Origin of the sequence: Streptomyces sp. NBC_01410 (genome assembly GCF_045040195.1) — a bacterium.
GTDB lineage: Bacteria > Actinomycetota > Actinomycetes > Streptomycetales > Streptomycetaceae > Streptomyces.
Genome location: NZ_CP109530.1, coordinates 458,616 through 483,588, shown reverse-complemented (window position 1 = coordinate 483,588; position 24,973 = coordinate 458,616). Strand labels below are relative to the sequence as shown.

General features: G+C 68.0%; 18 protein-coding genes and 1 pseudogene. 8 read left to right on the top strand and 11 right to left on the bottom strand.

Going from position 1 to position 24,973, the window contains the following annotated elements; genetic code table 11:
• Positions 1-197: 197 nt before the first annotated feature.
• The 3 genes from OG741_RS02275 to OG741_RS02265 form a co-directional block, all read right to left on the bottom strand.
• Positions 198-2,255, bottom strand: coding sequence for a phosphocholine-specific phospholipase C (locus tag OG741_RS02275; RefSeq protein ID WP_405594545.1), 2,058 nt, complete (start codon positions 2,253-2,255; stop codon positions 198-200).
• 521 nt (positions 2,256-2,776) lie between these two features.
• A complete protein-coding gene (locus OG741_RS02270; RefSeq protein ID WP_405594543.1) occupies positions 2,777-3,121 on the bottom strand; it encodes a hypothetical protein in 345 nt (114 codons plus the stop codon).
• Positions 3,122-3,400: 279 nt separating this feature from the next.
• Complete coding sequence (locus tag OG741_RS02265; protein WP_405594541.1) at positions 3,401-3,802, bottom strand: hypothetical protein; 402 nt, start codon at positions 3,800-3,802, stop codon at positions 3,401-3,403.
• 165 nt (positions 3,803-3,967) lie between these two features.
• Here OG741_RS02265 and OG741_RS02260 point away from each other — a divergent pair, with 165 nt between their 5' ends.
• Positions 3,968-6,139, top strand: coding sequence for a hypothetical protein (locus OG741_RS02260; protein ID WP_405594538.1), 2,172 nt, complete (start codon positions 3,968-3,970; stop codon positions 6,137-6,139).
• 173 nt (positions 6,140-6,312) lie between these two features.
• Here OG741_RS02260 and OG741_RS02255 read toward each other — a convergent pair whose 3' ends face one another.
• A complete protein-coding gene (locus tag OG741_RS02255; protein ID WP_405594536.1) occupies positions 6,313-7,341 on the bottom strand; it encodes a TolB family protein in 1,029 nt (342 codons plus the stop codon).
• Positions 7,342-7,441: 100 nt separating this feature from the next.
• Entirely contained in the window at positions 7,442-8,722 is a 1,281-nt protein-coding gene (locus OG741_RS02250; RefSeq protein ID WP_405594534.1) for an MFS transporter, read from the bottom strand.
• An 893-nt stretch (positions 8,723-9,615) separates the two neighbouring features.
• Here OG741_RS02250 and OG741_RS02245 point away from each other — a divergent pair.
• Positions 9,616-11,112, top strand: coding sequence for an alkaline phosphatase family protein (locus OG741_RS02245; RefSeq protein ID WP_405594532.1), 1,497 nt, complete (start codon positions 9,616-9,618; stop codon positions 11,110-11,112).
• Between the two features lie 119 nt (positions 11,113-11,231).
• Positions 11,232-11,369 carry a hypothetical protein gene (locus tag OG741_RS02240; RefSeq protein WP_405594530.1) on the top strand — a complete coding sequence of 46 codons (138 nt, stop codon included), beginning with the start codon at positions 11,232-11,234 and terminating at the stop codon, positions 11,367-11,369.
• A 128-nt stretch (positions 11,370-11,497) separates the two neighbouring features.
• Here the strand turns inward: OG741_RS02240 and OG741_RS02235 are convergent, their stop codons facing one another.
• The 3 genes from OG741_RS02235 to OG741_RS02225 all read right to left on the bottom strand — a co-directional run bounded on the left by OG741_RS02235 (position 11,498) and on the right by OG741_RS02225 (position 16,126).
• Entirely contained in the window at positions 11,498-12,046 is a 549-nt protein-coding gene (locus OG741_RS02235; RefSeq protein WP_405594528.1) for a hypothetical protein, read from the bottom strand.
• A 42-nt stretch (positions 12,047-12,088) separates the two neighbouring features.
• Positions 12,089-13,657: a PucR family transcriptional regulator gene (locus tag OG741_RS02230; protein ID WP_405594526.1), complete on the bottom strand. Its 1,569-nt coding sequence runs from the start codon at positions 13,655-13,657 to the stop codon at positions 12,089-12,091.
• An 864-nt stretch (positions 13,658-14,521) separates the two neighbouring features.
• Complete coding sequence (locus OG741_RS02225; protein ID WP_405594524.1) at positions 14,522-16,126, bottom strand: FAD-binding oxidoreductase; 1,605 nt, start codon at positions 16,124-16,126, stop codon at positions 14,522-14,524.
• Between the two features lie 65 nt (positions 16,127-16,191).
• Between OG741_RS02225 and OG741_RS02220 the strand changes: the two genes are divergently transcribed.
• Positions 16,192-16,830 carry a TetR/AcrR family transcriptional regulator gene (locus OG741_RS02220; protein WP_405594522.1) on the top strand — a complete coding sequence of 213 codons (639 nt, stop codon included), beginning with the start codon at positions 16,192-16,194 and terminating at the stop codon, positions 16,828-16,830.
• 69 nt (positions 16,831-16,899) lie between these two features.
• Complete coding sequence (locus OG741_RS02215) at positions 16,900-17,076, top strand: hypothetical protein (protein ID WP_405594519.1); 177 nt, start codon at positions 16,900-16,902, stop codon at positions 17,074-17,076.
• Positions 17,077-17,196: 120 nt separating this feature from the next.
• Here the strand turns inward: OG741_RS02215 and OG741_RS02210 are convergent, their stop codons facing one another.
• Positions 17,197-17,595, bottom strand: a complete 399-nt coding sequence (locus OG741_RS02210) for a DUF6221 family protein (RefSeq protein ID WP_405594517.1) — start codon at positions 17,593-17,595, stop codon at positions 17,197-17,199.
• A gap of 476 nt (positions 17,596-18,071) precedes the next feature.
• Here OG741_RS02210 and OG741_RS02205 point away from each other — a divergent pair, with 476 nt between their 5' ends.
• Entirely contained in the window at positions 18,072-19,604 is a 1,533-nt protein-coding gene (locus OG741_RS02205) for a M28 family metallopeptidase (RefSeq protein WP_405605353.1), read from the top strand.
• A 67-nt stretch (positions 19,605-19,671) separates the two neighbouring features.
• Here the strand turns inward: OG741_RS02205 and OG741_RS02200 are convergent, their stop codons facing one another.
• On the bottom strand, positions 19,672-21,252 hold the full coding sequence (locus OG741_RS02200; protein WP_405594515.1) for an alpha/beta fold hydrolase: 1,581 nt from the start codon (positions 21,250-21,252) through the stop codon (positions 19,672-19,674).
• 181 nt (positions 21,253-21,433) lie between these two features.
• Between OG741_RS02200 and OG741_RS02195 the strand changes: the two are divergent.
• Both OG741_RS02195 and OG741_RS02190 read left to right on the top strand, forming a co-directional pair.
• Positions 21,434-21,632: pseudogene (locus tag OG741_RS02195) on the top strand (response regulator transcription factor); the annotation flags it as partial.
• Positions 21,633-21,813: 181 nt separating this feature from the next.
• Entirely contained in the window at positions 21,814-23,169 is a 1,356-nt protein-coding gene (locus OG741_RS02190; RefSeq protein WP_405594513.1) for an FAD-dependent oxidoreductase, read from the top strand.
• Positions 23,170-23,220: 51 nt separating this feature from the next.
• On the opposite strand, the gene OG741_RS02185 is transcribed toward OG741_RS02190, so the two are convergent.
• Positions 23,221-24,456 carry an ATP-binding protein gene (locus OG741_RS02185; protein ID WP_405594511.1) on the bottom strand — a complete coding sequence of 412 codons (1,236 nt, stop codon included), beginning with the start codon at positions 24,454-24,456 and terminating at the stop codon, positions 23,221-23,223.
• Positions 24,457-24,973 lie beyond the last annotated feature (517 nt).

Sequence of the window (24,973 nt, the reverse complement as noted above, 5' to 3'; positions counted from 1 at the left end):
GGGAGCCATGGGCACGCCGAACTCATAGAGGTGAGCGGACGCGCCACCGTCGGGCCGCCCAGCGCCCTTCGGTGCGAGCTTTGAAGTTGCGATCCTCAGCCACCCTCCGGCATGCGCAGACGCGCCGCCCCGAGCACCTCGCGGTGCTGGAGCGGCGCGTGCTTCCGGCGGCCGAGGACCGGATCAGCCGGTGAGGATCAGTTGGTGAGGATGCCCGGGTCGGACAGGCCCGAGGCGCCGGTCTCGACCTTGCCCGCGAGGCGGCGGAGGAAGTTGGACGAGGTGGTGGAAGTGACCGTCACGTCGTACCAGTTGCGGCAGGCGCTCAGGTCGACGGAGTGCGTGACGGTCGCGCCCTTGCGGACCGTGAAGGTCTGGGGGGTGCCGGCGTAGGCGTTGGTGACGGTGAGGTGGGCGTCGGCGGTGCCGGCGTTGGTGAAGGTCAGGTCGAGGTTGCCGGTGGCCGCGTTGTGGCGGGCGGCGACCTCGGGGCCGGCGGTCTTGCCCGGGTTGCGGAAGCGGCGCAGGAAGCCGTTCGGGCCGTGGGCGGTCAGGTCCGTGACGCCCTTCGAGTACCGCGAGTTCCAGGTGTCCGCGATCGACTTGCCCGCCTCGGTCGTGTACGTCCAGGGCGCGTCGCTACGGTTCGCCGAGGTGACGTAGAACTGGGCGCCCGCGGCCGGGCCGCCGCTGAAGGTGAGCCGGTAGTTGCCGGTGCTGGGGTCCGCGGAACCGTCCACGTGCGGCGCGTACGCGAGGGGGCGGGTGGGCTTGGCGCCCGGCTCCTGCCGGGGCATCGTACCGACGGCCGGGGCGGGGGCCAGGAAGTCGGGGTGGCGGTCGCGGTCCGGCGGGAAGTACCCGTCGGTAGGGGGCAGCTCGACCGGCGTCGCCTCCGTACGCGCGAAATCGAAGGCGGAGGTCAGGTCGCCGCAGACGGCACGCCGCCAGGGCGAGATGTTGGGCTCCTCCACCCCGAAGCGGCGCTCCATGAAACGGACGATCGAGGTGTGGTCGAAGGTCTCGGAGCAGGTGTAGCCGCCGGTGCTCCAGGGGGAGACGACGAGCATGGGCACGCGGGGGCCGAGGCCGTAAGGTCCGGCCACGTAGCCCGTCTTGCCCGGGAAGTGGTCGAGCGCCGTCGGGGTGGTGGACAGGCCCTGCTCGGGTCCGGACGGTACGTACGGCGGCACGATGTGGTCGAAGAAGCCGTCGTTCTCGTCGTAGGTGATGAAGAGGGCGGTACGGGCCCACACGTCGGGGTTCGACGTCAGGGCGTCCAGTACCTGCGAGATGTACCAGGCGCCGTAGTTGGACGGCCAGTTGGAGTGCTCGGAGAAGGCCTCGGGCGCGGCGATCCAGGAGATCTGCGGGAGCTGGCCTGCCTGGACGTCGGCGCGGAGAATGTCGAAGAAGCCGTCGCCATTCTTGGCGTCGGTTCCGGTACGGGCCTTGTCGTACAGCGGGTTGCCGGGCTGGGCTCCCCGGTACTTGTTGAAGTACAGCAGGGAGTTGTCACCGTAGTTGCCGCGGTAGGCATCGTTGATCCAGCCCCAGGAGCCGGCGGCGTCCAGGCCGTCGCCGATGTCCTGGTAGACCTTCCAGGAGACGCTGGCCGCCTCGAGGCGCTCGGGGTAGGTGGTCCAGTCGTACCCGGCCTCGGCGTTGTTGAGGACCGGGCCGCCGCCCGTGCCGTCGTTGCCGGTGTGGCCCGTCAACATGTAATAGCGGTTGGGGTCGGTGGAGCCGATGAAGGAGCAGTGGTACGCGTCGCAGATGGTGAAGGAGTCCGCGAGCGCGTAGTGGAACGGGATGTCATCGCGGGTCAGGTACGCCATGGTGGTGGCGGTCTTAGCGGGCACCCACTGGTCGTACTTGCCCTCGTTGAAGGCCTTCTGGCCGCCCGCCCAGTCGTGGTTGAGGCCCTGGAGGAATTCCATGCCGAGGTCGTCGCCCGGGGGCCGGAACGGCAGGGTGACCTTCTTGCCTGCCGCCTGGTTCCAGACGGACTTGCCGCTGGGCAGGGTGACCGGGCGGGGGTCGCCGAAGCCTCGTACGCCCTTCATCGCGCCGAAGTAGTGGTCGAAGGAACGGTTCTCCTGCATCAGGACGACGATGTGCTCGACGTCCTGGATGCTGCCGGTGGTGCCCTGGGCGGGGATGGCGGCCGCTCGGGCGATGCTGTCGGACAGCATGGTGAGTGCGGTGGCGCCACCTGCCAACTGCAGGAAGCGGCGGCGGTTGAGTTCTGCCATGGTGAGTCGACCTCTGCGGGTGAGGGAGCTGGCGGGGGGCGCCCCAAGGAGAGCGCGCGAGGGGTACCGCCCGGCGGACGCCCCATGACTGCCCGCGGTACGGCGGGCAAACGCCCTGCGTCGGAACTGACGGCTGAGTCCGCGTAGCACATCGTGGCCTTCTCATCGAGTCCGAACGCCTCGGCGCGGTTGATGTGGTTCGGGGCTTGGAGTCGTGGTCTCTTCGAGTTGGCGGTCGACGCGGAGTCGCTCCAGCGTCGCGGCCTGTCCGCGCATCGCGGCGCTGATCCAGTACCGACATGTGACCGCTGGCGGCTGGTCGCGATGGACACCGGCCCCTGGCCGCTGTTTTCCCAGCCGCGCGGGCTTGCACGGATCCCGCACCGGTCAGCCGTGGATCCCGGGCCCCGGATCGTCGGCTGGTCCGCCGTCGCGGTAGTCGCTGAGCAGGACGGCCACGGCGTGCCCACGAAAGGCCGACCGGGCCAGAGCCAGGACCGGGCGGCAGCGAACCCAGCGCGTCACTGGTTCACCGCGTCGAAGGGCTCGTCGTGCCAGCGCCAGCCGGCGGTGCCGTCGTCGTGGATGTGCAGCATGAACTCAGCGACCCGGCTGCCGTCGGGAAACGTCATGGTGAGCGCACTGCGGATCTGGTTGTAGCAGGCGTCGGCCCGCTCCCAGTCCTCCTCATCGACAGCCCGCTCTTGCTGAATGAAGAGGGGACGGAACTCTTCAAAGCCAGGAAGCGTCTCGACTTCGGCGTGGGCCCAGGGCATGTCGGCGCCGGTCACGGCCAGCCGGGCGATCTCCTGGTCGCCGTGGTGGAGCCGCCAGATACTGCCGGTGGTCAGGTTCGGATTGGTCATAGCCCCATGATGGCGATCACCACTGACAGGCGGGCGAGTCATCTTCGGGTGAGACGCCGACTTCCCCATGTCTCACCTGAAGTTGTCCGTCAAGCCGCGCTTCCGTGAGGGTTCGAGCCGCTGTAGGTCTCCCCGCCTTCGGCGGAGGTCGACTCGCTGGCCAGCGGCTTCTTTGCTGTCTCACAGCGGCGGCGCAAGGCTCCGTCTCACGATGCCGTGGCCCTTCCTCGATGCTCCGGCCGATGCACTCGAACCGGCGGCCGACTGACCCCCGGCGGGCTACGCGTTCCGTGTGTCGGCGAACTTGTCCAGTTCGCGCATCGCCTCGGCGTGGGCGCTCATCCGGATACTCACACTGCCGCTCGTGAAGAGCGCCACACCAGCGACCGACACCGGCACGGACAGCCCGAGCACAGCCAGGGCTTCAGGCCAGTCGCGTTCGTTCTGACACCAATCCCCCCTTTTCAGCCCGTCGTTGGCCGTACCACGTTCGGTCAACAACCGCGACTCGCACTCCGCGGGGTAACGGTCGCCGGGTTTCTCATCGACCTCGTACGGCGTGAGCAGCAACAGGGCACACCACGTCCACTGGAGCGTCGCCACAGCCAATAGACCGATACCCCAGGCGCGTATTCGCCCGGCCCTGTCGCGGAAGTCGAGGTCGTACTCACGTGATCGCATTGCCGACGAATTTAGCAGCGGGGTTCTCGCAGCTAGCAGGGCTGTCCCGCACCTGTCGGTTCGCGGGTGAGACGATCTTGCTGGGCCAGGTGTGATCACAGCGTCGGAGCGCGCACCAAAAAAACTCCTGTGCACCGGCTCGCACACCTCTGCGATCATCCCCGAATGGCGCACAGTCTCGAATCGCTGGTCATCCGGCACACCCACCGCCTTTCCTCCCCCCACGGCTCCGCCGGGGAAGGAGCCACCGCCGCACGGCAGTTCGACGCGGCGCTGACATCCGTGGGCTTCAAGCTCTCGGCGGACCTGCTGGAGCGGCTGTCGGCGCTGTCCGAGGCCGCGGTCGTGCGCATCGCCAAGCGGACGCTGAGCACCGTGAGCGAGATGGTGGGCGGCCACGTCCGGCACAACTCGTACTTCATCGACTTTCCGGCGAACGTGCCGGACACCGAAGAGTTCTGGATGCGGTGTGTGACGAAGGCGCTCGGCGACGACAAGTCGCGCGCGAACGTGCTGACGCAGCTGGCACACGGGGTGCTGGACCTGCTCAGCCTCCCCACGTACGGCCGCTACCAGCACACATACGAGGAGATGCTCGCGGCGCAGGACGAGCTGATCGCCTCGGCGGGCGACCGGGTGACTGTCCTGCACCTCGGGCGGGACCTGGACGACGAGCTCACGGACCTGTACCTGGCCTTGGCGGGCAGCACGACGCCACTGGGCGAGGACCACCTGCGCGACCTCAAGACCCTCGCCGAGCGGTGCGCGCTCGGCCCCCAGCCGGAGTCGATCCCGGTCCGGGAGAACCGGGCGGTCGTCAACGAGGCCCGTCTCGCTGTCGGCGCGGACCTCCTGTTGGACACAGTCGTTGATGTGCTGCGGCTGGCCTGCGCGCTGTCGGGCGGCGACGTGACGCTGCAGGAGCCGACCCGGTTTCGGGCTCTCTCGCGGCCGGCCCGCCGTGCGCTGCTCGCGGGCCTCGACGCCGTGGTCGCGGCGAACCCCGCCAAGCTGGCGGATGTGCACGCGCACCGCGAGCCTTTCAAGCGGCTCGGTGAGCGTCTCCACCCGCACGAGTACCCCCGCTGGCCGCACGCCGCCGATGTGTTCGCCGTAGCGCGGGGCGAGAAGGAGGCGCGGTCCTTCGACAGCCGTGTCGAGAAGCTGCTCGACGAGTTCGACGTCCTAGGTGCGGTGCAGTTGCTGACGTCCGCTCCCGGCAAGCTGTTCCGCGCCCTGGACCTCCTGCTGCGTATCGCCGCCGACCAGGAGGAGCGGGACGCGGTGGTGGCCGCCGCGGTGCAGGTCGCTCCCGAGGTCTCCGGCCGGGTCGTGCTTTCGGTCCGCGAGCACTTCCAGAACCGGGAGCGGGAGACCGACGAACCCCGGATCTTCGTCAACCGCCGGGGCAGCGGCTGGGCCACCCCCGACGTCCGGCCGCCCGTCCCCGCCGCCGACCGCGATCGTCTGATCGCCGCCCTCGACGCCGAGATGCGCCGCAGGCTCCCGGCGCCGGGCCGGCTGCTGCTCGATCCGGACGTCCTCGATGTGGCGCTCCCGCTCAGCGGCAGGGCGACCGCGGCCGGGCTCGGCGTGCTGCCGCGAGGTTCGGTCTCGGCGGTCGACGGCGACCAGCTGCGCTTCTTCGTGTACTGGAAGGAGACCGAGGACCGGACCGACTACGACCTCTCGGCGCTGCTTCTCCACGCCGACTACAGCACCGACTCCTGGCTCTCCTACACATCCCTCAAGGCTGTCGGGGGCAAGCACTCGGGCGATGTCACCGAGGCGCCTGACGGGGCCTCGGAATTCATCAACCTGTCCCTCGACCGGGTACGCAGCACATTCATCGTTCCGCAGGTCAACATCTACGCCGGCGAGAGCTTCGAGGAGGTCGAGGAGTCGTTCTTCGGTTTCATGCTGCGCGACGGCGAGCAGAAGGGCCGGCCGTTCGAGCCGCGCACGGTGCGGATGAAGTCGGATCTTCGCGGGGTGGGGCGAGTGGCGCTGCCGCTGGTGTTCCGGCGCGAGGACGACGGCCGGTGGCGCGCGAAGTGGCTGCACCTGTATCTGAAGGGCATCTCGTCGGCCAACCGGGTCGAGGAGAACCAGGTGTCGGTGTCCAAGGTGGTGCGCGCCATCGTGGAGCGCGAGCATCTGACGGTGCGGTACCTGATCGGCCTGATGTCCGGAGACACCACGGCCGTGGTTCTGTGGGACGGCGAGTCCGTCCCGGACGAGCCCGTCATGTACATAGGCCTCGAACGTCCCGAAGGGCTGCACCCGGACTCCCGGGTCATCACCCCCGAAAATCTGCGCGACTTGATCCCCGGCTGAGTGCTAGCGTTGCCCACGGCGAGGCCATGAAGGGGCTTCCTTCTCAATTCCTTCCTGAAACAAGTTCTTTCGCTTTCCTCGCCCTCGACGTCGCTCCGGGCGGTGCCCGCGCTCACCGCGCGAGCGCCGCCCGAGCCGTTTTCGCCGGGCGGTGGACAGGTGGTTTGCCGCGGTCAGCCGATGAAAGCCGGTGCCAAGGCCGCGCTCGCCAGCCGTGTTGGTGCCCCGCTGTCATCAGCGGGAACGGTCCATAGGTCCGTCCCGAATTTCCCGGGCCGGGCATAGACGAGGGTTGCGTCGGCGGCCCACACCGCCTGGTCGTCGATGTTGCTGTGTTCGGCCGTTGCGGTCTCGTTCATGGTCCGCAGGTCCAGCACATACAGCCGCCAGGGTGAGTCGGCCGGCAGGCCGGGCATCCGCTTCTTGTAGGCGATCCGGGTGCCGTCCGGAGAGAGCGAGGGGCATTCCACATTGCTGTGCACAGTTGTCAGCGTGTCCGCCGCGATGTCGCCTGCCGCCAGATAGGTCTGCCCGCGGGTGGACACCGTGGCGTAGAAGTGGTCATCGTCGGCGAAGGTCACGCCCCAGACATTCACATCGAGGGATCGGTACCCGTGGCCGTCCACCTTCAGGTCGTACTCCTCCAGGTTGTCCTGCAGCTTCCACGTGCGGGTGTCCAGGATGGATGTGCGCGTGGAGAAGGCTGTGTCGCCGTAGGAGTGCCCCTTGACGAAGACCGTCCATGCGACCAGGTGCCCTGACGGCGAGACCCGGGCCCGGCTGGGGACCCCTGCCAGTGGGTAGCTGCGCCGTTCGTTCAGCTGCTCGTCGAGGATCACCGCTCGGTAGCTGTTCTGCAGCGGCCCTTGCGCGCTCCGCAGGCAGATCCCGGTGCCGCCTGCGGCGAAGAAGCGCAGGCACTTCACCCCCGACGTAGCGCGCTGTGCTTCGGGCCGCTCGGCAGGTACCGAGGCGAGTTCGTCGCGGTGTGGGCCGTAGGCCGTACTGCGGAAGATCATGCGCCGCCCCGCGCCCGCAGGCGCGGCCAGGGACACGCGGCCGTCCGCGACTGCCGGTCCGCCCGGCTGCGGACGACTGCGGCGGTCGGCTCGTTCGGCGGCATGGTGCACGGCGAAGACGGCGACCGAACCCAGTACGAGAACGGCGGTGAGCAAGGTGAGAAGGCGGCTCTTGCGGGTCATCAGGCCGTGCCTTTCCGATGGGGCCGGGCCGGCCATTCGCAGGGTTGGTCCACCCAGGGGTGTCGGGTGCGGGAGAAGCCAGGGCGGCTCGGCAACGGCGTCACGAAGCGCTCTCCTTCGTCACCCGGCTGCCGGTGAGGCGGAGTACGAGCATCGCGGCCGCTGTGCACACAGCGAGCGCACCCGTGGCGGTGGCGAGTGCGATGCCGGTGCCCCAGGCGGACCAGAGGGCGCCGAAGGCGAGTGAGCCGGTGAAGCGGGCCAGCGCCTGGCCCGTACCGACCAGGGCGAGTCCCGTGCCGCGCTGGGCCGGAGGGAGGGTGTCGGCCGCGGCCGCGGCCAGCACCCCGTCGGTGGCGGCATAGAACGCCCCGTGCAGTACGAGCACCGGCAGGACCCCCGTCCAACCGTCTGAGAGCGGCACCAGCAGCAATCCGTACCCGACGAGCAGCAGGAGATGGCCCATGAGAAAGAGCCGGCGTCGGCCTATCCGGTCGGCGGCCACGCCCAGCGGCACGGCGAGCACCAGAAATGCTGCGGCAGTGCCCAGGGGCAGCAGGGGCAGGAGATGCCCGGGAAGACCGAGTCGGCGCTGAATCAGCAAGTACAGGAAGGAGTCGCTGACTGTGGTCAGCCCCAGCAGTACCGCGCAGCCGGTCAGGCGCCGCAGTCCACGCAGCCGCAGCAGCCCCAACGCGGCCCGCCATCCGCGCTCTTGCCCGGACGGCGGGGCAGCAGCGGGCACTGTCCCCCGTTGCCCGGGGACGAAGAGCAGCAGGATGAGCACACCCAGTGCGGCAATGCACCCGCTCACCGCGAACACTGCGTCGTAGCCGTCAACCGCCAGGCTCAGCAGGGCGAAGGCGACCAGGGGTCCGAGCAGCGCCCCGGTGGTGTCCATGGCCCTGTGCACACCGAAGGCCCGGCCCCGCTGTGCGGGCTCGGTGGCCAGCGAGATCATGGCGTCCCGGGGGGCGGTACGCAGCCCCTTACCGGTGCGGTCCACCGCCAAGACAGCACCGATGAGCGGCCCGGTATGGACGAGCAGGAGCAGTGGCTTGCACAAGGCGGACAGCCCGTATCCCGCGGCGGCTACGGCCTTGTGGCGGTTTCCGCCCTTGTCGCCGAGGTGTCCGCCGAGCAGCCGTACCAGCGCGCTGGCCCCGTTGTAGATCCCGTCCAGGAGTCCGAAGCCGAGCGGGGACAGGCCGAGCCCGGTCACCAGGTACAGCGGCATGATGGCGGTGACCATCTCCGACGACACATCGGTGACCAGGCTGACGGTCCCGAGCGCCAGCACGGTGCCGGGAACGGCAGACCGCCGTCCAAAGCCGGTGCGGGTGGGCGGTGTAGGAGTACTCCGACTGTCAGCGAGGTACAACGGCATCACTTTCTGGCGCGGGCCGTCCGTTGGTCAATCAGCGTGATGTGCGGGAACCGCTGTGTCGAGCCCCTGGAGTCAGTGACTGCCGCGGTTCCGACCAGCTGGTCCGGGGCGCAGACGATGGCAGGACCTCTGCTGCAGCACGCCCGGAAAGCCTGAGGGTGGAGTAGGCGTGTGAAGTGGAGGGCCCGGACGCAGGGTGCCTGCCTGCGACGCCGTTGAATGGAACGGAAATTGAACGGCAGAGAAAGTGAATGGAACGGAACGCGTGGAGCGAGCCGGCGGATCCTGAGGAACGATCCGATCCTGAGCCTCGAACCGTCCGATGAACGGGCGTTGTCCGGCCGAGCGGGGACAAGTAGCTCATGCCGCGAGCCCGGGGGCCGGTCCCTGGTGGCGGCGGGATGACGCTGCCGTCGCACCAGATCGCCTCGGTTAATACACGCCCAACATCTCGTTGCGCTATGCGAATTCGAGGGCGCCTATTGAAACAGTCTGAGCCGGGGAATAAGGTACGGCCGACCGATACCCAGTTCGGCAGTGGCGTTGCGGCGGAAACCGTCATATTCGCCTCATCTGCCTCGACGCCGCCAGCACGCCATCCCCGAACTGACTGCCCCCGCACCGGTGATAGACGCGCGACGTGCCCGCAATCGAGGGCCGGCCGCGTCCCCCAAGGCCTCGGGTGAGCCAACCACCCTGGGCCACATCCCCCCATCTTTTCGCACGCGGCCCCCACGAGGAGTGGAGACATGGCTGGCTCCCGCAGACGCAGACCGTTCAGGTTTCTGTGTTGGTTGATCGCGCCGATGGCGTTGCTCGTCGCGTTCGTCGCTGTACCTTCAGCTTCGGCCGCTACGGACTCGATCACCCTTGACAAGACGACGTACATGCAAGGGAACACGATCAACGTCACGTACACCACCACAGCCAACAACAACAATTGGGTGGGCATTTACAAGGCGGGTGACACACCTGGATCGGCCGCCGCGATCAAGTGGGCGTATGCCAACAGTTCCTCGGGGACGCTGACCTTCGCCGTCAGTGGTGCCCCGGGCACGACCGAGGGGGACAGCAACCAGGCGGCAGGCACCACCCTGGTTCCGGGGGAGTATGTGGCCTACCTCCTGTGGAACAACGGCTACTCCCAACTGGCCAACCGCCACTTCTGGGTGGGGCCCACGCTGAGCTTGGACAAGTCCAACTATGCGGCCGGGGAAACCATCACAGCCAAGTACAGCGTGCCGGACCAGTGGGGCCCGAAAAACAACTGGATCGGCATCTACAAGGAGAATGACACGCCCGGATCAGGTAGTTCCGTCGCCTGGAAGTATGCGACCGGCGCCTCGGGGTCGGTGACACTCTCGACGAGCGGACTGGCGTCCGGGGGCTATGTGGCCTACTACCTCTACAACGACGGATACAGCAACGACCTGGCCACCGACCCCAAGCTCGGGGATCTGTACAGCGTACCGGTGCACTTCTATGTCGGCTCGCCCCCCTCGACGGCGGGCAAGGTTCCGGCGCTGGACCACGTCTTCATGGTCATGATGGAGAACAAGGCACCCAGCGACATCTTCGGCACAAGCAACAACAGGCCCAACTGCGCCTCTCCCAGCACGGCGCCCGCGCCCTACCTGTCCCAGCTCGCCTGCAGCAACATCACGCTCACGAACTCGCACGGCCTCATGCACCCGAGCGACCCCAACTACGTCGCACTGGCCTCCGCCCAAGTGGGCATCCAGGGCAACAACTTCTCCTACGTGCACAGCGTCGGAGGCACCAACACGAAGCACCTCGGCTCGATCACCGAGGACGCGGGCAAGACCTGGAAGGGCTACATCGAGGGCACGAGCAGCAGCTGCGACCTCACGGCCAACGCCCCGTATGACCCCGACAACCTGCCGTTCCTCTACTTCAAGGGCGTGGGGAACGACACCACGTACTGCCAGAACCATCTGAAGCCGATCTCGCAGTTCTGGACGGACCTCCGGAGCACGTCGACCACGCCCAATTACGTGTGGTTCGTACCCAACAGCAACAACACCATGCACAACAACTGCAGCCCCAACATCCAGACGTGCGTGAGCGCCGGTGACAACTGGATGAAGAACAACCTGCCGACGCTCCTGAACTCCCCCGCGTTCAAGACACAGAAGTCGCTGCTGATCATCACCTGGGACGAGGACAGATACTGGACGTCCGCCAACCCCATTCCCACGATCATCGTCGGCTCCCCGAACCTACTGAAGGCGGCCGGATCGACGTCGAACACCTACTACAACCACTACAACGTGACCCGGACGGTCGAGGATGCGCTCGGCCTGACCCGCATGACCGCCAACGACGCGAACGCCATTCCGATCTACGACATCTGGGCGTCGTGACCGGGCGCCTCACCACGTCCTGGTGAAACTCCACACCCGCGGCACCGGCATCGACACCATGCTCGATGCCGGTGCCGCGGGTGTGTCCGCTGCCGTGCGCCCGATGATGATCGGCGTCCGTGCGGTGGTTGATCTACGTGCTGGCGCATGGGCTGAAGTTGGCGGAGCTGCGGTTGCGGGGCAGCGCGGCGAAGGACGTTGAACTGCTGGCGCCGCTGCACCATCTCGCGGTGCGCGAACGTGGCACCGGGAGCTGATCGCGGCAAGTGGACCTACCCGCACAAGGGGCCTGGTTGCCCGAGCCGCCCCAGCGCTGCGGCCAGTGCGCTGAGGAGGAGTCGCAGAGCGGTCTCGAGGAGGTGGGGTTGGGGGCGGTCGCCCGCTGTCATGCGGGCACCCCGGCCTCGTCCATGACCACGGCCATCACACCCGGGGGAAGGGCCGGGTTGGCACCCGCGCTGGAGGCCAGCTCGGGCAGGGCGAGGGCGGCGGGGAGCCGGGGGAGCGGCAGGCGCGGGTCGCGGGCCGCCGCCTGGCGCGTCCAGACGTCCGGGTCGTGGCTGAGCCGCTCGATCAGATCGGGGCCGGCGGCGGGGTCGCGGACTGCCAGCAGTCGGTAGATCCCATCCGGATGGTCCGCGAAGCGGGCGGCGAGTCCCTCGCGGGGGAAGCGGTGGTGGCCGGTCGCCATCCAGGCGGAGAACGTCCCGCCGAGCCGTGCGCACACGCTCATCAGGACCTCCTCCGGGGTGTCGGGGTGATACACGGCCAGGTGGGTGCGCACAAGGACGTCCGCGTCCTCGGCCAGAAGCCGCAGGAGATCGGGCGGCAGATGGGGGCTGCGGGCCGCGGCACGGCGCAGCAGAGGATGGGCGGAGGTCGCGGCCCGGTGCAGCACGTCCTGATCGGCGATGCCGGCCGCCACCCAGTCCACGTCACTCCGTTCGTGCGCTTTGTGCGCAGCCCCTTCGGACGCTTACGCGGCATCGACCTTCCGGGTCAACGTGCCGTCATCCTGCCACGGACCAGGGTGCCTCAGCACATGGTCACCGAGAGCCCACACCACGTCAGGGACATGGAGCCGGTCCGCGGCGACGGCGATGTCACCGAACGCCTCGAGGTACGTCAGCAGGGACTTGGCGTACTCCGCCTGCTTCTCCGTGTCGTGGCGCAGAATCGCGGCCACCGAGCCCAGCCGCAACCGCGGGTCGCGGACGGCGGTGTCGCCGAGCTCCAGAAGGATCGCCTGGCAGCGTACGTCCTCGATGGACGCGATCCGGCAGCCGTGATGCCCTGTTGCGAGCACGGACAGCACCCGGTCGGCATCCTGACGTGAGCGCGGTACCTCCGTGAGGTGGGCCACGGCCGAGCCGATGCCCGCGCGCAACCGGATACGCAAGGACGCCTCTGCCCTGCCCAGGACGGTCCTGGCCAGCGCAACCGCCCCGTGCGCTTCGGGCAGCCCGTCCGGCAGCGGAAGCAGGGCGTAGACGACGTCGCCCTCCACCACACAGGAGGAGCGGGGTGCCATCGTCTCGGCACAGGCGGCAACCAGGTCGGCCGCCTGAAGGCTGACGACATCGGCGGGGGTCTCCGGCGAGGACGGCAGCCAGAAGGCGAGTACGGTCATGCGGCCGCGCTCGATGCCGAGCCTGGCCGGAGGCGAGGAGTCGAGCTCACCGGCCATCAGGGCGCGCAGCAGTTCACCGCGTGCCTGGCGTTCCCGGTGCGTGGCACCGCGGAGCCTGAGCAGTTGCAGTGCCGCACTCTGGGCGGCCCCGCACAGAACTCGCTCCGTCTCGGGACCGAACCGTGTACCCGGGGACTGGAGCGCCCAGATGGAACCGAGCAGTTCCGTTCCTGCCCGCACGGCCACCGCGAGGCGGGGCAAAGGGGAGAGGTCGTCGATCCGGATCACGCCCTGGGTGACCTGGACTCGTCGCCACGCCTGCAGAAAGTCATCGGAAGCCTGCCGCCTGAGGATGGCTTCGCGGCGCAGGTCGTCGATCGGCTGGCCGGGGAGATTGGAGTAGGCGAGCACCCGCCTCTGCGGGTCCTCGATCGTGACGGCACCGCCCACCCTCGCCGCCACGGCATCGGCCAGCGCCGCGAGGTCACCGACCGCGTCAGCAGTGGAGGAGCTGTGTGTGCCATGCCGGACCTCGCCCAAGGCGGCGCCCAGCAGCGCGTCGACATGCCGCCAGGGGATCTCCTCGGCGATGTCCACTACGGCGACTCCCGCCGCGGTGGCGGTCTCGACCAGCGGCTCGGCCAGTGAACCACGTGTTTTCAGCGCGATCGCCGCAACACCCGCGTCGGCGAGAGCGGGCAGCGCGTCGAGCAGTGCGGTGCCGGCGGGACAGATTCCGACCGCGATCAGCAGAGCGCCCCGGTGCAGGGGCCCGGCTTGCTCCGTTAGATCCAGGACCGCGTGTGCGGTCACCTGGACGTCGGCCTGCGGCTCAGGGGTGAGGAGTCTGGCTTCGTAGGGTTCGAACAGAGCGAGAATGCCCTTCAGGGACAACTGAGCGTACTCCTCTGTCATCTGACCCCTCTTCCCTTCCGACGCACCGCACGTGAGCGGAGTCCCGCCCCCGCCTGGATTCCGGATCGAAGAGGATTCGGCTGCGTCCGGCAGGGGCGGGATTCACATGTGGCAGGTGGCTGCCAGAATGATGAAGACGGCGGATCCGGCCGCAACCGTGAAGACGAACGCGCCCCAGGCTCAGGCGCCGAGAATGCGTCCCACCGCTGCACTGTCCCATTCAGCGGCCCAGGCACTGCGACCGCCGGCCTTCGGCGCTGTTCTCGTCCGGGGTTCCTCGAACGGGCTGTGCTGCTCCCAGGCGTATTTCGAACCGATCGTCATGGAAACGTCCCAGTCTGAAGGATCTTTCCTTCGGTCGCCATCCCCTCAATCACCATCATTGAGCGGTTTCCGTCATCGAGCCACGGCAGGGCTGTCCTGGCCGCCACCGCGGACATTGTGAGTCGGGGGTGTGGTGGCTGGGTTGGTGTCATCGGGGATGGTGGGTTGTCGGCCTGGTACGACGCGGCTCCTACCGCTCCTGCTCCAACGAGCTGCTGGGCCACCTGCGCCCTCGTCATCGGCGGCGACCGTCCGCACCAGCGCCCCCGTCACAGTTCGACCATGCCGTGGCCCGTATCGCGGGCCGGTTCCGACGGGTGGAACCCCGGGCAACTGCCCGTGCGTATCTCTTCGGACTGCTGTCGGGCGTCGGGCGAAAGAACTGCCGGCGGTCCGCGTCCCGTTGTGCGAGCTGGTGGAAGTACCTGGACCGGCCTTTGACCGGACCCCGTGTCAGGCGGGGTCCGGTCCACGGTGGTCACGCTGTCGCGATTTTCGCGCACACCCGGCGGTTGTGTTCGTGGCTCTTTGCCCCGGCTTTCAGTTGATCAGGAGTCCCGGGTTGAGAATGCCGTGGGGATCCAGGGTGTCTTTCGCGGCTCGGAGCGCGGCCGCGAACACGTCGGGGCGCTGGCGGTCGTATGCCGGGCGGTGGTCGCGTCCGATGGCGTGGTGGTGGGTGATGGTGGCTTTGTGGCGGTGCAGCACTTCGTTGGCAACCGTTTTGAGTTCGTCCCAGATGGCGACTTCGGAGCCGGGGCGGCCGGCGGCGAGGACGGTGAAGTACGGTGCGGCGCCGTCCGGGTAGACGTGGGTGATGCGGCAGTTGATGGTTGCGGGGTGACCGGTTGCCACGTGGGCGGCGTTGCCTACTTCGGTGCGGACGGCATCGATCAGTTGCGGCAGTCGGTCCCAGGTGACTGCCGTTTCGAATGTTTCGACGATGGCGCCCATGCGGGCCAGAGCGTCCCTGAGGTAGGGCATACGCAGGAAGGCGATGCGCCATGCGTCTGCGGCCGCGTCGGCGGGCGTGCCGGGCTCGGTGGCAGGATCTTCGGCGTGTCCATGGTGGGAGCGAGCAAGTTCGATGGCTTGTCCGAGACGCTGGTCGACGGGGGCATGGGCCGACTCGAAGCCGAGGATCAGTACGGCGGATCCGTCGTGGGAGGCGCCGGCCAGGGCCGCTTCACCGGGGTCGAGCAGGCGGCAGTTGGCGGGGTGGAGGTCGGACTGGGCGATGGACCGCAGGCCTCGTAGTGCGTCGCCGAACGAGGTGAAGGTGACGGAGGCGGCGGACTTGAAGGCGGGTTTCTCCTGAAGCCGCATCCATGCCTCCGTGATGATCCCGAGAGTGCCTTCGGAGCCGAGGATGAGTCTGTCGGGGGAGGGGCCCGCACCCGAGGCGGGCAGCCGCCAGGATTCACTGGCTCCTATGGGTGTGATGGCACGCAGTGACTCGGTGAAGTCGTCGATGTGAGTGCGCAGGGTGGCGTAGTGGCCGCCTGCGCGGGTGGCGAGCCAGCCGCCCAGCGTGGAGAACTCGAAGCTCTGCGGGAAGTGGCGCAAGGTGAGTCCGTGGGGACGCAGTTGGGCTTCGAGGGACGGGCCGAGCGTACCGGCCTGAATGCGCGCGGCCAGGCTCTCCTTGTCGATCTCCAGTACCCGGTTCATACGGGTGAGATCCAGCGAGACAACTGCGGCGTGCGCGTCACCGCGATACTCGATGCCGCCGGTCACGGAGGACCCGCCGCCGTAGGGCACAACGGCAGCTCCCGCCTCTCCGGCCCACTCGAGCAGGTCGGCTATGTCCTGGTCGGTCTCCGGATGGGCCACGAGGTCGGGCACTCTTCCGGACCGACCTCGCAGGGCCCGCATCACGTCCCGGTATGCCTTGCCCATCGTGTGCGCAGCGCGTTGCTCCGGGTCTGCGGTGACCAGGTGGCTCAGGGAACGCCGGACCGCGACGGCCGGTGCCGGGACATGCAGTGAGGCTACGTCCGGCAGCGGCAGCGGACGCGCGAGTGTGCCCGGCAGTTGCCCGCCGAGGGCGATGCATTCGGCTTCGCCGAGCTGGGCATCGGCCCAGCCCCACCCCCACCAGGAGCGCGCACGGCGGGGTGGGTTCGATGACTCTGATCCGGTCACAAGAAGCTCCCGTCACCATCGGTAATTTACCTAGAGGTAAATTACCGTAGGGTAAAATTAGCGCTGTGTCTTCACCCCACCGCAGAGCCGGTACGAAAGGCGTCCCCCGGGAACGCCGCAAGCAGGACATCCTGGGCGCCGCGACCGAGGAGTTCGGCCGACGCGGCTACGAGGCGGCCTCACTGGCAGCCATCGCACAGCAGGTCGGTGTCACCAAGACCCTTCTGCATCAGTACTTCGGCACGAAGCAGGACCTGTACATCGCCTGCCTCACCCCCATCGGTGAGCGACTCCTCAGCGCGATCCGCACCGCCATGACAGGGAGCCGTAGCACTGCGGACGTGCCCCTGGCGGTGCTGCACGCGGTCTTCACAGCCCTGGAAGGCAGCCGGGAAGCATGGCTCGTCCTCTACGACAACCGGCTTCCACCGGACAGCGAGGCCGCCCGCCTCGCAAAGGAGTACCGGGTCGGCATCGACGACCTCGCAGCCGCAGGATCAGCCGACATCCTGCGAGCAGCCCGTCTCACCGACCCCCTTGACGCCGACGCCCTCAAGTACGCCTGGCGTGGCCTTGTGACCGCACTCGTCAACTGGTGGATCCGGCACCCCGAACAGTCCCCACAAGCCATGGCCGAACGCTGCGCTCGCCTGTTCACCTCTGCCGGCATGGCCTTCGGCACCGCACACGCCCCAGAGTCGTGAGCCGCAGCGAGGGGATGAGGGCCTCAGGTCCGGTGGTCTGTCTTGCGAACCGGCCCGCAGACGGATCGTGTGCGCGGCGCATCGGGGCACCCGGCTCGACGAGCGTCGGTTCGCGGGCGGCTCGCGCTGCCCTGCGCGGACAAGCAGCTCATCGCCGAGCTCACCAACCTGGACAAGACGCTGACCAACTACGGCTTGGGCCAGTTCAAGCGTATGGCCGAGGAGTTCGCCGGCCAGCACGTCTGACGCACGGCCACGGACCCGGAGATCTGTCGGGGCCGCGGCGGCCGACCAACACGGCAGCCGCACGACTCGCGCTCTCCTCCGTGCAGCACAGCGGAGGGCGTCGGCATGCCGGTACGAGCGCTACCGGGTGAACCGGGGGAGCCATTTCGCCTTGTAGCCGGGATGCCAGGCGTACTCGGCGGCCAGTTGCCGCACCGCGAAGCCGAGTCCGACTGCGCGGCCGGAGGCGAAGTCGTCGGCCGGCCGGTCGACGTCCCGGTCCGCCACCTCCAGATACTCGCCGAGCAGGACGCGATTGGTCTCGTGGCGGGCCAGCGCGCGAGCCGGGTCGTGCAGCGCGATGTGCTGGTCGTAGTTGGCTCCTCTCACGGTGAACGCGATGCCGGACGTCCTGTCATGGACTTCACCGGGCGCACCCGCCGGGCACCTCCAATTCGCGCCGCCGGCGTTCAACGCGACCTGCTCCTCCTCGGCAAGTCGCGCTTCGATGAAGGCCACCATGTCTGCGTTGCCGGCCATGCGCCTGAGCTTCCTCTCGTGACGTGCTGTGCGGACTACGAATTCATTCTGGGGGACCTGGGACCGCGTGATCCAGCCCGCAGCGGCTCACCGCCGCCACCGGTCCGCATCGAGATAGTGCACGTCCTCTGACAGGCGCGGCTCCCGCGAGGAGCGGATACGCGCCGATCGGCTCGGCGGGGGTAAGAGCGGACGACAACCAGGGGGACACGGCTATGGCAGCGGGCGACGTCGCCCGGCCAATGTACGGGCGCACAAGCAGGAGATGAAACGTGCGGCAAGAGCGGCACCGGCCGCGAAAAAGGTTCTGATCCAGGACATGTTGAAGTGGATGCTTCGGCTCCTCGTGCCAATTACATGAAATAAGCCGTCAGTTACGGCTCAGGTGTTCCCAGAACCCGCAGAGATCGCTAGCTTCCCCTCAACCTACGTTCGCACCGGGAAGGACCTCTGTGAACGCATCCCATCGCAGAGCCGTGGCCACTATGGCCGCAGCCGCACTCGCCACCCCGCTCCTGCTGGCATCGGCCTCTCCCTCCGCAGCACACCAGGACCCCGCCGACCGGGCGGCTAAGGAGGCGTCGAAGCTGGCACGGAAGCTGGTCGAAAGGTCGTCCGCGCAGGACGCCTTCAAGCACCTGCAGAAGTTCCAGCAGATAGCGGACACGACCGCCGGACACCGCGCCGCCGGCTCGCTCGGGCACGACGCGTCCGCCGCGTACGTGTACCAGCAGTTGAAGAAGCTCGGGTACGACGTCTCGTACCAGCGCTTCGAGTTCATCTACACCGAGACTCTCGCCCAGAAGCTCTCGGTCGTATCGGCCGCGCCCCGCGACGTCGCCATCCAGGCGATGACGTACACCAAGTCCACCCCGGTGGGCGGCATCAAGGCCGATCTGGCCGCGGTGCCGGTGGACGCCACCACCGGCTGCGAGGCCACCGACTACGCGCCGGGCACCTTCACCGGCAAGATCGCACTGATCAAGCGCGGCGGCTGCACCTTCGCCGCGAAGCAGGCCGCCGCGGCCGACGCGGGCGCGATCGGCGCGATCGTCTACAACAACACCGAGGGCGCGCTCTCGGGCACCCTCGGCGACGCGGCCGCCGGGAAGATCCCGACGGGTGGCATCACCCTCGCCGAGGGCGAGAAACTCGCTGCGGACCTCTCCAACGGTCCGGTGAACATCTCCTTCGAGATCCGCCAGCTGCAGGAGACGCGCAGCACCAACAACGTCATCGCGGAGACCCGCCACGGCAACGCGGCCAACACCGTGATGCTCGGTGCGCACCTCGACTCGGTCACGGCGGGCCCCGGCATCAACGACAACGGCTCCGGCTCGGCGGGTCTGCTCGAGGTCGCCGAGGAGCTGGCCAAGGCGGAGAAGCGCCCCGCCAACAAGGTGCGCTTCGCCTGGTGGTCGGCCGAGGAGGTCGGCCTGCTCGGCTCCGAGCACTACGTCGCGAACCTGAGCGGCCTGGGCAAGAAGGAGATCAAGCTCTACCTGAACTTCGACATGATCGCCTCGCCGAACTTCGGGCAGTTCGTCTACGACGGCGACGACTCGGACGGCGTCGGTGCCCCGGCGGGCCCGACGGGCTCGGCCCAACTCGAGCGGGACATCAACGAGTTCCTCGACAAGCGCGGCACGCCGCACGAGGGCACGGACTTCACCGGCCGTTCCGACTACGGGCCGTTCATCGAGGTCGGCATCCCGTCCGGCGGCACCTTCACGGGCGCTGAGGGCATCAAGACGGAGGCGCAGGCGGCGAAGTTCGGCGGTGCGGCCGGCGTCGCGTACGACGTGAACTACCACGCCAAGGGCGACGACCTCAGCAACATCAACATGACGGCGTTCAAGGTGAACATCGGCGTCATCGCCAACGCCGTGGGCACCTATGCCCAGGACCTGAGCTCGCTGCGCAAGCCGGTCGACTCCGTCCCGACGGACGGTGACGCGGGCAGCGGCGGCGGCCTGCACGACGGTCACGACCACGAAGTGACCGAGTAACACTCCCCGGGGCGGCGCGCCGCGGGCTCATCGCCTGCGGCGCGCCGTCCCGAAGAGCGACAGTTGTTCAGAAGCGGCTGACCATCCCCGGGATGCCGTGAGGCGTCGGAAGCGGCAGCGGATTGGCGCTGCTGCGCTCGCGTGCTGCCGGAGCGGCCTGGCAGGTCACCTCCTTCGCCGGCAGCTTGCCGGTGGTCAGGTAGGCCGTGGCGGTCTTGTCCGCGCACGACTTGGAGCCGTAGATGCCGTGTCCGACACCGCCGACGACCGTGACCATCTTCGAGCCCTTCATGGCGCGGCGCATGCCCTGACCGCTGGTCAACGGTGTCTGGGGATCCCACTCGTTCTGCAGGATGAGCGCGCCGACCTTGTTGTCGATCGTGGTGGCAGGCTCACTGCCGTTCTTCTTCCAGAACGCGCACGGCTTGATGTTGGACGCGAAGTCGCCGTACAGCGGGTACTTGCCCTTGTCCCGGATCGCGTCGCTGCGGTACTGCTCAGGATCGCGCGGCCAATTGCGAGTGTCGGCACATACGACGGACCAGAAGCCGGCGTCGCCGTTGTCCGAGGGCACGGTGCGGCCGAACGACGGCGGGAGCGGCGTGGGCGTCTTGGGCTCTCGGACAGCGGACGGGGGCCTTCCGGCGGCGGCCTTCTTCAGCTCGACGACCGACTCGGCGGCGTCGCGCACGCTGAAGAACATGTCGCGGCTGCTGGCGCGGATGTCGTCACCGGTCAGCACAGCGCCGTCGAGGTCGATCGGCTTGCGGTCGGCCTGGGCGACCAGGTCGTAGAAGGTCTTGCGGACCGCCTGGGGCGTCTGGCCCAGTTTGTACGTGGAGTTCCGCTTGGCGGTCCACTCAGTCCACCTGGTGAAGGCGGGCTCGGTGCCCTCCGCCCAGACCTGGATCATGCCGCGCCAGACCCGAGCCGGGTCGACAGCGCTGTCCAGCACGAAGCGGTCGGAGCGCTCGGGGAACATCTGCGCATAGACCGCGCCGAGATAGGTGCCGTACGAGTATCCCAGGTAGGAGATCTTCTTCTCGCCGAGCACGGCACGGATCACGTCCATGTCCCGGGCGGTGTTGCGGGTGGTGATGTGGCGCAGCTTGTCGCCCTGCTTGGCATTGCACTTCTCGGCGACGGTTCGGGCCCACTTCACGTCCTTGGCGAACGTCTCGGCCTTGTACGCCCGTTCCCAGTTCTGTTCCTTGGGCGTCAGGCCGCAGCTGACGGGGGAGCTCTGGCCGATGCCTCGCGGGTCGAAGCCTATGAGGTCGTACTTGCCCTTCACGGTCTTCGGCAGCTCGCTTGCCAGCTGCTGCGGCATGTCGACGCCCGGACCGCCTGGGCCACCCGGGTTGAGCAGGAGCACACCGCGGCGTTCCTTCTTGGTGCTCGTCTTCAACTTCGATATGGCGAGATTGAGCTTCTTGCCGCCGGGGCGGCTGTAGTCGAGCGGCACCTTGATCATGGCGCACTGGAAGGCCGCCGGCATCGCTGTGTCACAGCGGTGCCATGCCGGCTTCTGCTGAAGGTAGTGGCTCAGGGGATTTTCTGCGGCGGATGCCGTAGCCGGTGCGAGCGCGGGAACCAGGGCGGCGACGGCGCTGGCCGCTACGAAGGGGGCTATTCGACTGCTTCGCACGTGGGGGGCTCCTCGGGGTTGGTGCCTGATGGGACGCACCAACCCTTTCGTGTAAGGGAGTTGGGCGAATCCATCAACGAGGCAAGGTTTCTCCGACCGAGGACGGACAGACAGGCGTGACGGATGGTCCCGGAGTCGCACAACCACGACCGGCTCCGCGACGTCTTGCTGAAGCGGTCTTCGCCGGCTGCGCCCCGACGTTGTCGTGATGGACAATCAGATGCCGTCTCCTGGACGGCATCGAGGCCACCCGGCAACTGGCCGGACCCGGCAGCGAGGAACCGGCCAAGGTCTTGGCTGTCACCACCTTCAACGTCGACGAGTACGTGTACGAGGCGCTGCGTGCGGACACGAGCGGCTGCCTGGTCAAGGACGCACCTGGGCCGTTCTCACGCTTCAGATGTCCTGGATTGGCCTGGCGGCGGGTCTCACCGTCTCGGCGTCACGCATGCGTTCTTCGATCGCCGGTGGCGGGTGCGCTGGCTGTTGGAGCACATCGGATGTCGCAGTCGGCCTATACGGTCGTTCCTGCAGCTTGCTCTCTGAAAGGATCTCTTCAGCATGAACTCCCCGGACGGCACGGGACGCCGCCGACTGCTCGGCTCTGCGCTCGCGCTGGCCACCACCGGGTGGCTGGCATCCTGTACCGCAAGCAAATCGGGGCGAGCCGACGGATCCAGGCGCGATGGCTTCAGCAATGCGGTGGACCCGGTGGCGTACTTGCGCACTTCGTGGTCGACGGATCCTTTCGCCCGCTGCTCGTATTCGTACCTCGCGCCCAGCACGCTGGGCGCGAGTGCACGCACCCTGCTGGCCGCGCCAGTGGCCGGCCGGTTGTACTTCGCCGGCGAAGCGACGTCCTCAGAGGCACCCTCCACAGCGCACGGCGCCTTGGAGAGCGGACGCCGCGCAGCCGCCGAAGTCAGCAACGACGCTGAGAGCGGGGAGCACATCGTGGTCATCGGGTCCGGGTTCGCCGGGCTCGGCTGTGCCCGCGCCCTTTCCGACGATGGCTTTCAGGTGACGGTCCTTGAAGGTCGCGACCGGGTCGGCGGTCGTGTTTGGACGCGACATCTCGCAGGAGCCCCGGCCGAGATGGGCGCCTCGTGGATTCACGGCTCCTCGGGCAACGCGATGACCAAGGTGCTCAAAGAGACCGGCGACCCCAGCTACGCGTTCGACTACGACAATTCCACCGGCGGGGACGAGCACGCGATGGGGGAACTCGCCCGCTACGAGAAGAAGCTGGAAGACGTCGAAGACCCGGACACCGTCACCGTGGCCTCGGTGATGCCCCGCCGGCCGTCGGCTGCATTGCGCAATGCGCTGAACATCAACTATCCCCTGGATTTCGCTGCCGAGCCCCGGCAGCTTTCGGTGACCGCCACCTTCGAGGGCCGCGACCTCAAAGGCCCCGATCTGCTGCTGCCGAGGGGCTACGACCGCCTGCTCGCCCACGTCCGCGGTGACATCCCGGTGCGCACGCAACAGGTCGTCACCGGCGTGCGGCACAGCGGGGATGGGGTGACGGTGACCTTGAAGAAGGGCGGCATCGTGCGCGCCGACCGCGCGGTGATCACAGTCCCGATCGGCGTGCTCAAGGCAGGAACCATCGACTTCGATCCAGCCCTGCCGAACGCCAAGCAAGAAGCCGTCAGTGCGCTCGGAGCCGGCCTTCTGGACAAACTGTGGCTCGAATTTCCCAAGCCCTTCTGGGACAAGGACATCGACGTCATCGAATGGTTCGACCCGGACAACCCTGGCCTGTGGTCCTGGTGGGTCAACGGATACAAAGTCTTCGGCAAGCCCGTCCTGCTCGGTTTCAACGGCGGCGACCACGCGCATAAACTCGCCCAGGCGTCCGACGACGAGGTCGTCGAGAGCGCGATGAGAGCACTCCACCGCATGCACGCCTGAGCGGCCGCGCACGGATTGGGCAACGGCCCGGGTCGACGCCGAGGACGGCTATCAGTTCGGTGTGGTGCTGGTGGGCAGATTGAGCACGGCGGTGGTGCCGCCGCCGGGGGTCTCTTCAAGGCGGAGGGCCCCGCCGTGGGCGGTGGCGATCCGCTGGCAGGTGGCCAGTCCGATGCCGGAGCCCTCTACGTCCTGGTGCAGACGGGTGAACATGTCCATCACGCGCTGCCGGTCCTGCGGCGGGATGCCGCGACCGTTGTCGATGACAGCGATGTCCCATCCCTGCCGAAGGACTGGGGCGGTGATGATGATCCGGCAAGGCTGGGCGGGGTTGCGGAATTTCAGGGCGTTGCTGACGAGGTTTTGCAGCAGCACTCGCAGCTGGGTCGGGTCGGCGACCACGGTGGGCAGGTTCCCGACGGTGACACGCGCGTCGCAGGTGCTGATGGGGCGATCGAGGTCGTCGATGACGGCGTGGGCGAGCGCGTTGAGGTCGACGGGTTCGAGGTGGAGTTGTCCGCCCGCGCTGGCCAGGGCGAGCACGTCTTCGATCATGGTGCGCATGCGGTTCGCGGAGTTGATGACCCGTTGGGCGCAGAAGGAGGCGTCTGGGTCGTTGGCGATCGCCGGGATGTCGATGAGGTTGTCGGCGTGGCCCAGGATGCCGGTCAGCGGGTTCTTGAGGTCGTGGCTGACCTGTCCGGCGAACTGCTGCAGGGCGCAGTTGGAGCGTTCGAGTTCGGAGCGTGCCGCATCGGCGGCTTGCAGTGCCTGCTGAAGCAGCGTCTGGTGACGGTGCAGGTCGAGTACGTCGACGACCATGCGGGCCAGCTTGTCCAGCGCGCCGCGCTGCGAGACGGTCAGCTGGCGGACCTGCGTGTCGAAGACACAGAGGGTGCCGAGGACTGGGCCTTCGGGGGTGCGAAGTTGGGAGGCGGCGTAGAAGCGGATATCGCCGAGGAGGCCGCTGACGTAGGGGTTGTCCGCGAACCGGGGGTCCAGCGTGGCGTCCGGGACGAACACCGGGGCCGGCTCGACGATGGTGACCGCGCACATGGAGTCGCTGCGCGCGCATTGCGTCGGTTCGAAGCCGATGGCTGCGATCAGGTTGGCGTGCTCGGCAGAGATGATGTTGATCAATGCGTGGGGGACCTGGCAGGTATGGGCGGCGAGTTCCACGATCGACGCCAGGTCCGGCGGGGCCGGTGCCGTCAGGATGCCGTACCGCTCAAGGAGACGGAGGCGCTCCGGCTCATCAGCGGTCACCGGGAACGATGCTGTGGCCACGGTGGTCGTCCCTTCCCTGCCTGGTGGTGTCGAAAGATCGTTCTCCATACGACGCCAGCAGCCACGGTGGCAACCTGCGGATCACCCGACGGACCGACTTTGATGGATGCCCAGGTGTTGAGCGACTCGCTGACTTGGGGGAGCTTTCGGCCGTAACCCGCGACGCAGAGCCACAGAGGACGCCGGCGTTCACGACGCGTTCGCCGATGTTCTGGACTCCGCCGCGGCCGCCGTCATGAACGGCGTCGATGATCCGTACGAACTCGACGAGCGCCTGGAGGGCGACCATCTGAGCGGCGCGGCATCTCAGGTCCGCGACGCCTTCCGTTGGCTGTAATCGGAATCGGCAGCTCGGCCTTGGCGACTCGATAGACGACTGCGGCCACGTCCAGGGCAGCGCCGACCCCAACGGCGAACACCGCACCCACCCGCACCCCTTCCGCATCACGGCAAACGGCCGCCAAGCCGTCGCGGACGCCGCCTGACGCAACTGGACCGCCTGGCTTCGTTTGCGATA

Excerpts from the sequence above, each read along its gene's own strand:
- OG741_RS02230 (WP_405594526.1), bottom strand. The coding sequence starts at position 13,657 with ATGACAGAGGAGTACGCTCAGTTGTCCCTGAAGGGCATTCTCGCTCTG.
- OG741_RS02245 (WP_405594532.1), top strand. The coding sequence starts at position 9,616 with ATGCAAGGGAACACGATCAACGTCACGTACACCACCACAGCCAACAAC.
- OG741_RS02210 (WP_405594517.1), bottom strand. The coding sequence starts at position 17,595 with ATGGCCGGCAACGCAGACATGGTGGCCTTCATCGAAGCGCGACTTGCC.
- OG741_RS02260 (WP_405594538.1), top strand. The coding sequence starts at position 3,968 with ATGGCGCACAGTCTCGAATCGCTGGTCATCCGGCACACCCACCGCCTT.
- OG741_RS02265 (WP_405594541.1), bottom strand. The coding sequence starts at position 3,802 with ATGCGATCACGTGAGTACGACCTCGACTTCCGCGACAGGGCCGGGCGA.
- OG741_RS02255 (WP_405594536.1), bottom strand. The coding sequence starts at position 7,341 with ATGACCCGCAAGAGCCGCCTTCTCACCTTGCTCACCGCCGTTCTCGTA.
- OG741_RS02190 (WP_405594513.1), top strand. The coding sequence starts at position 21,814 with ATGAACTCCCCGGACGGCACGGGACGCCGCCGACTGCTCGGCTCTGCG.
- OG741_RS02270 (WP_405594543.1), bottom strand. The coding sequence starts at position 3,121 with ATGACCAATCCGAACCTGACCACCGGCAGTATCTGGCGGCTCCACCAC.
- OG741_RS02275 (WP_405594545.1), bottom strand. The coding sequence starts at position 2,255 with ATGGCAGAACTCAACCGCCGCCGCTTCCTGCAGTTGGCAGGTGGCGCC.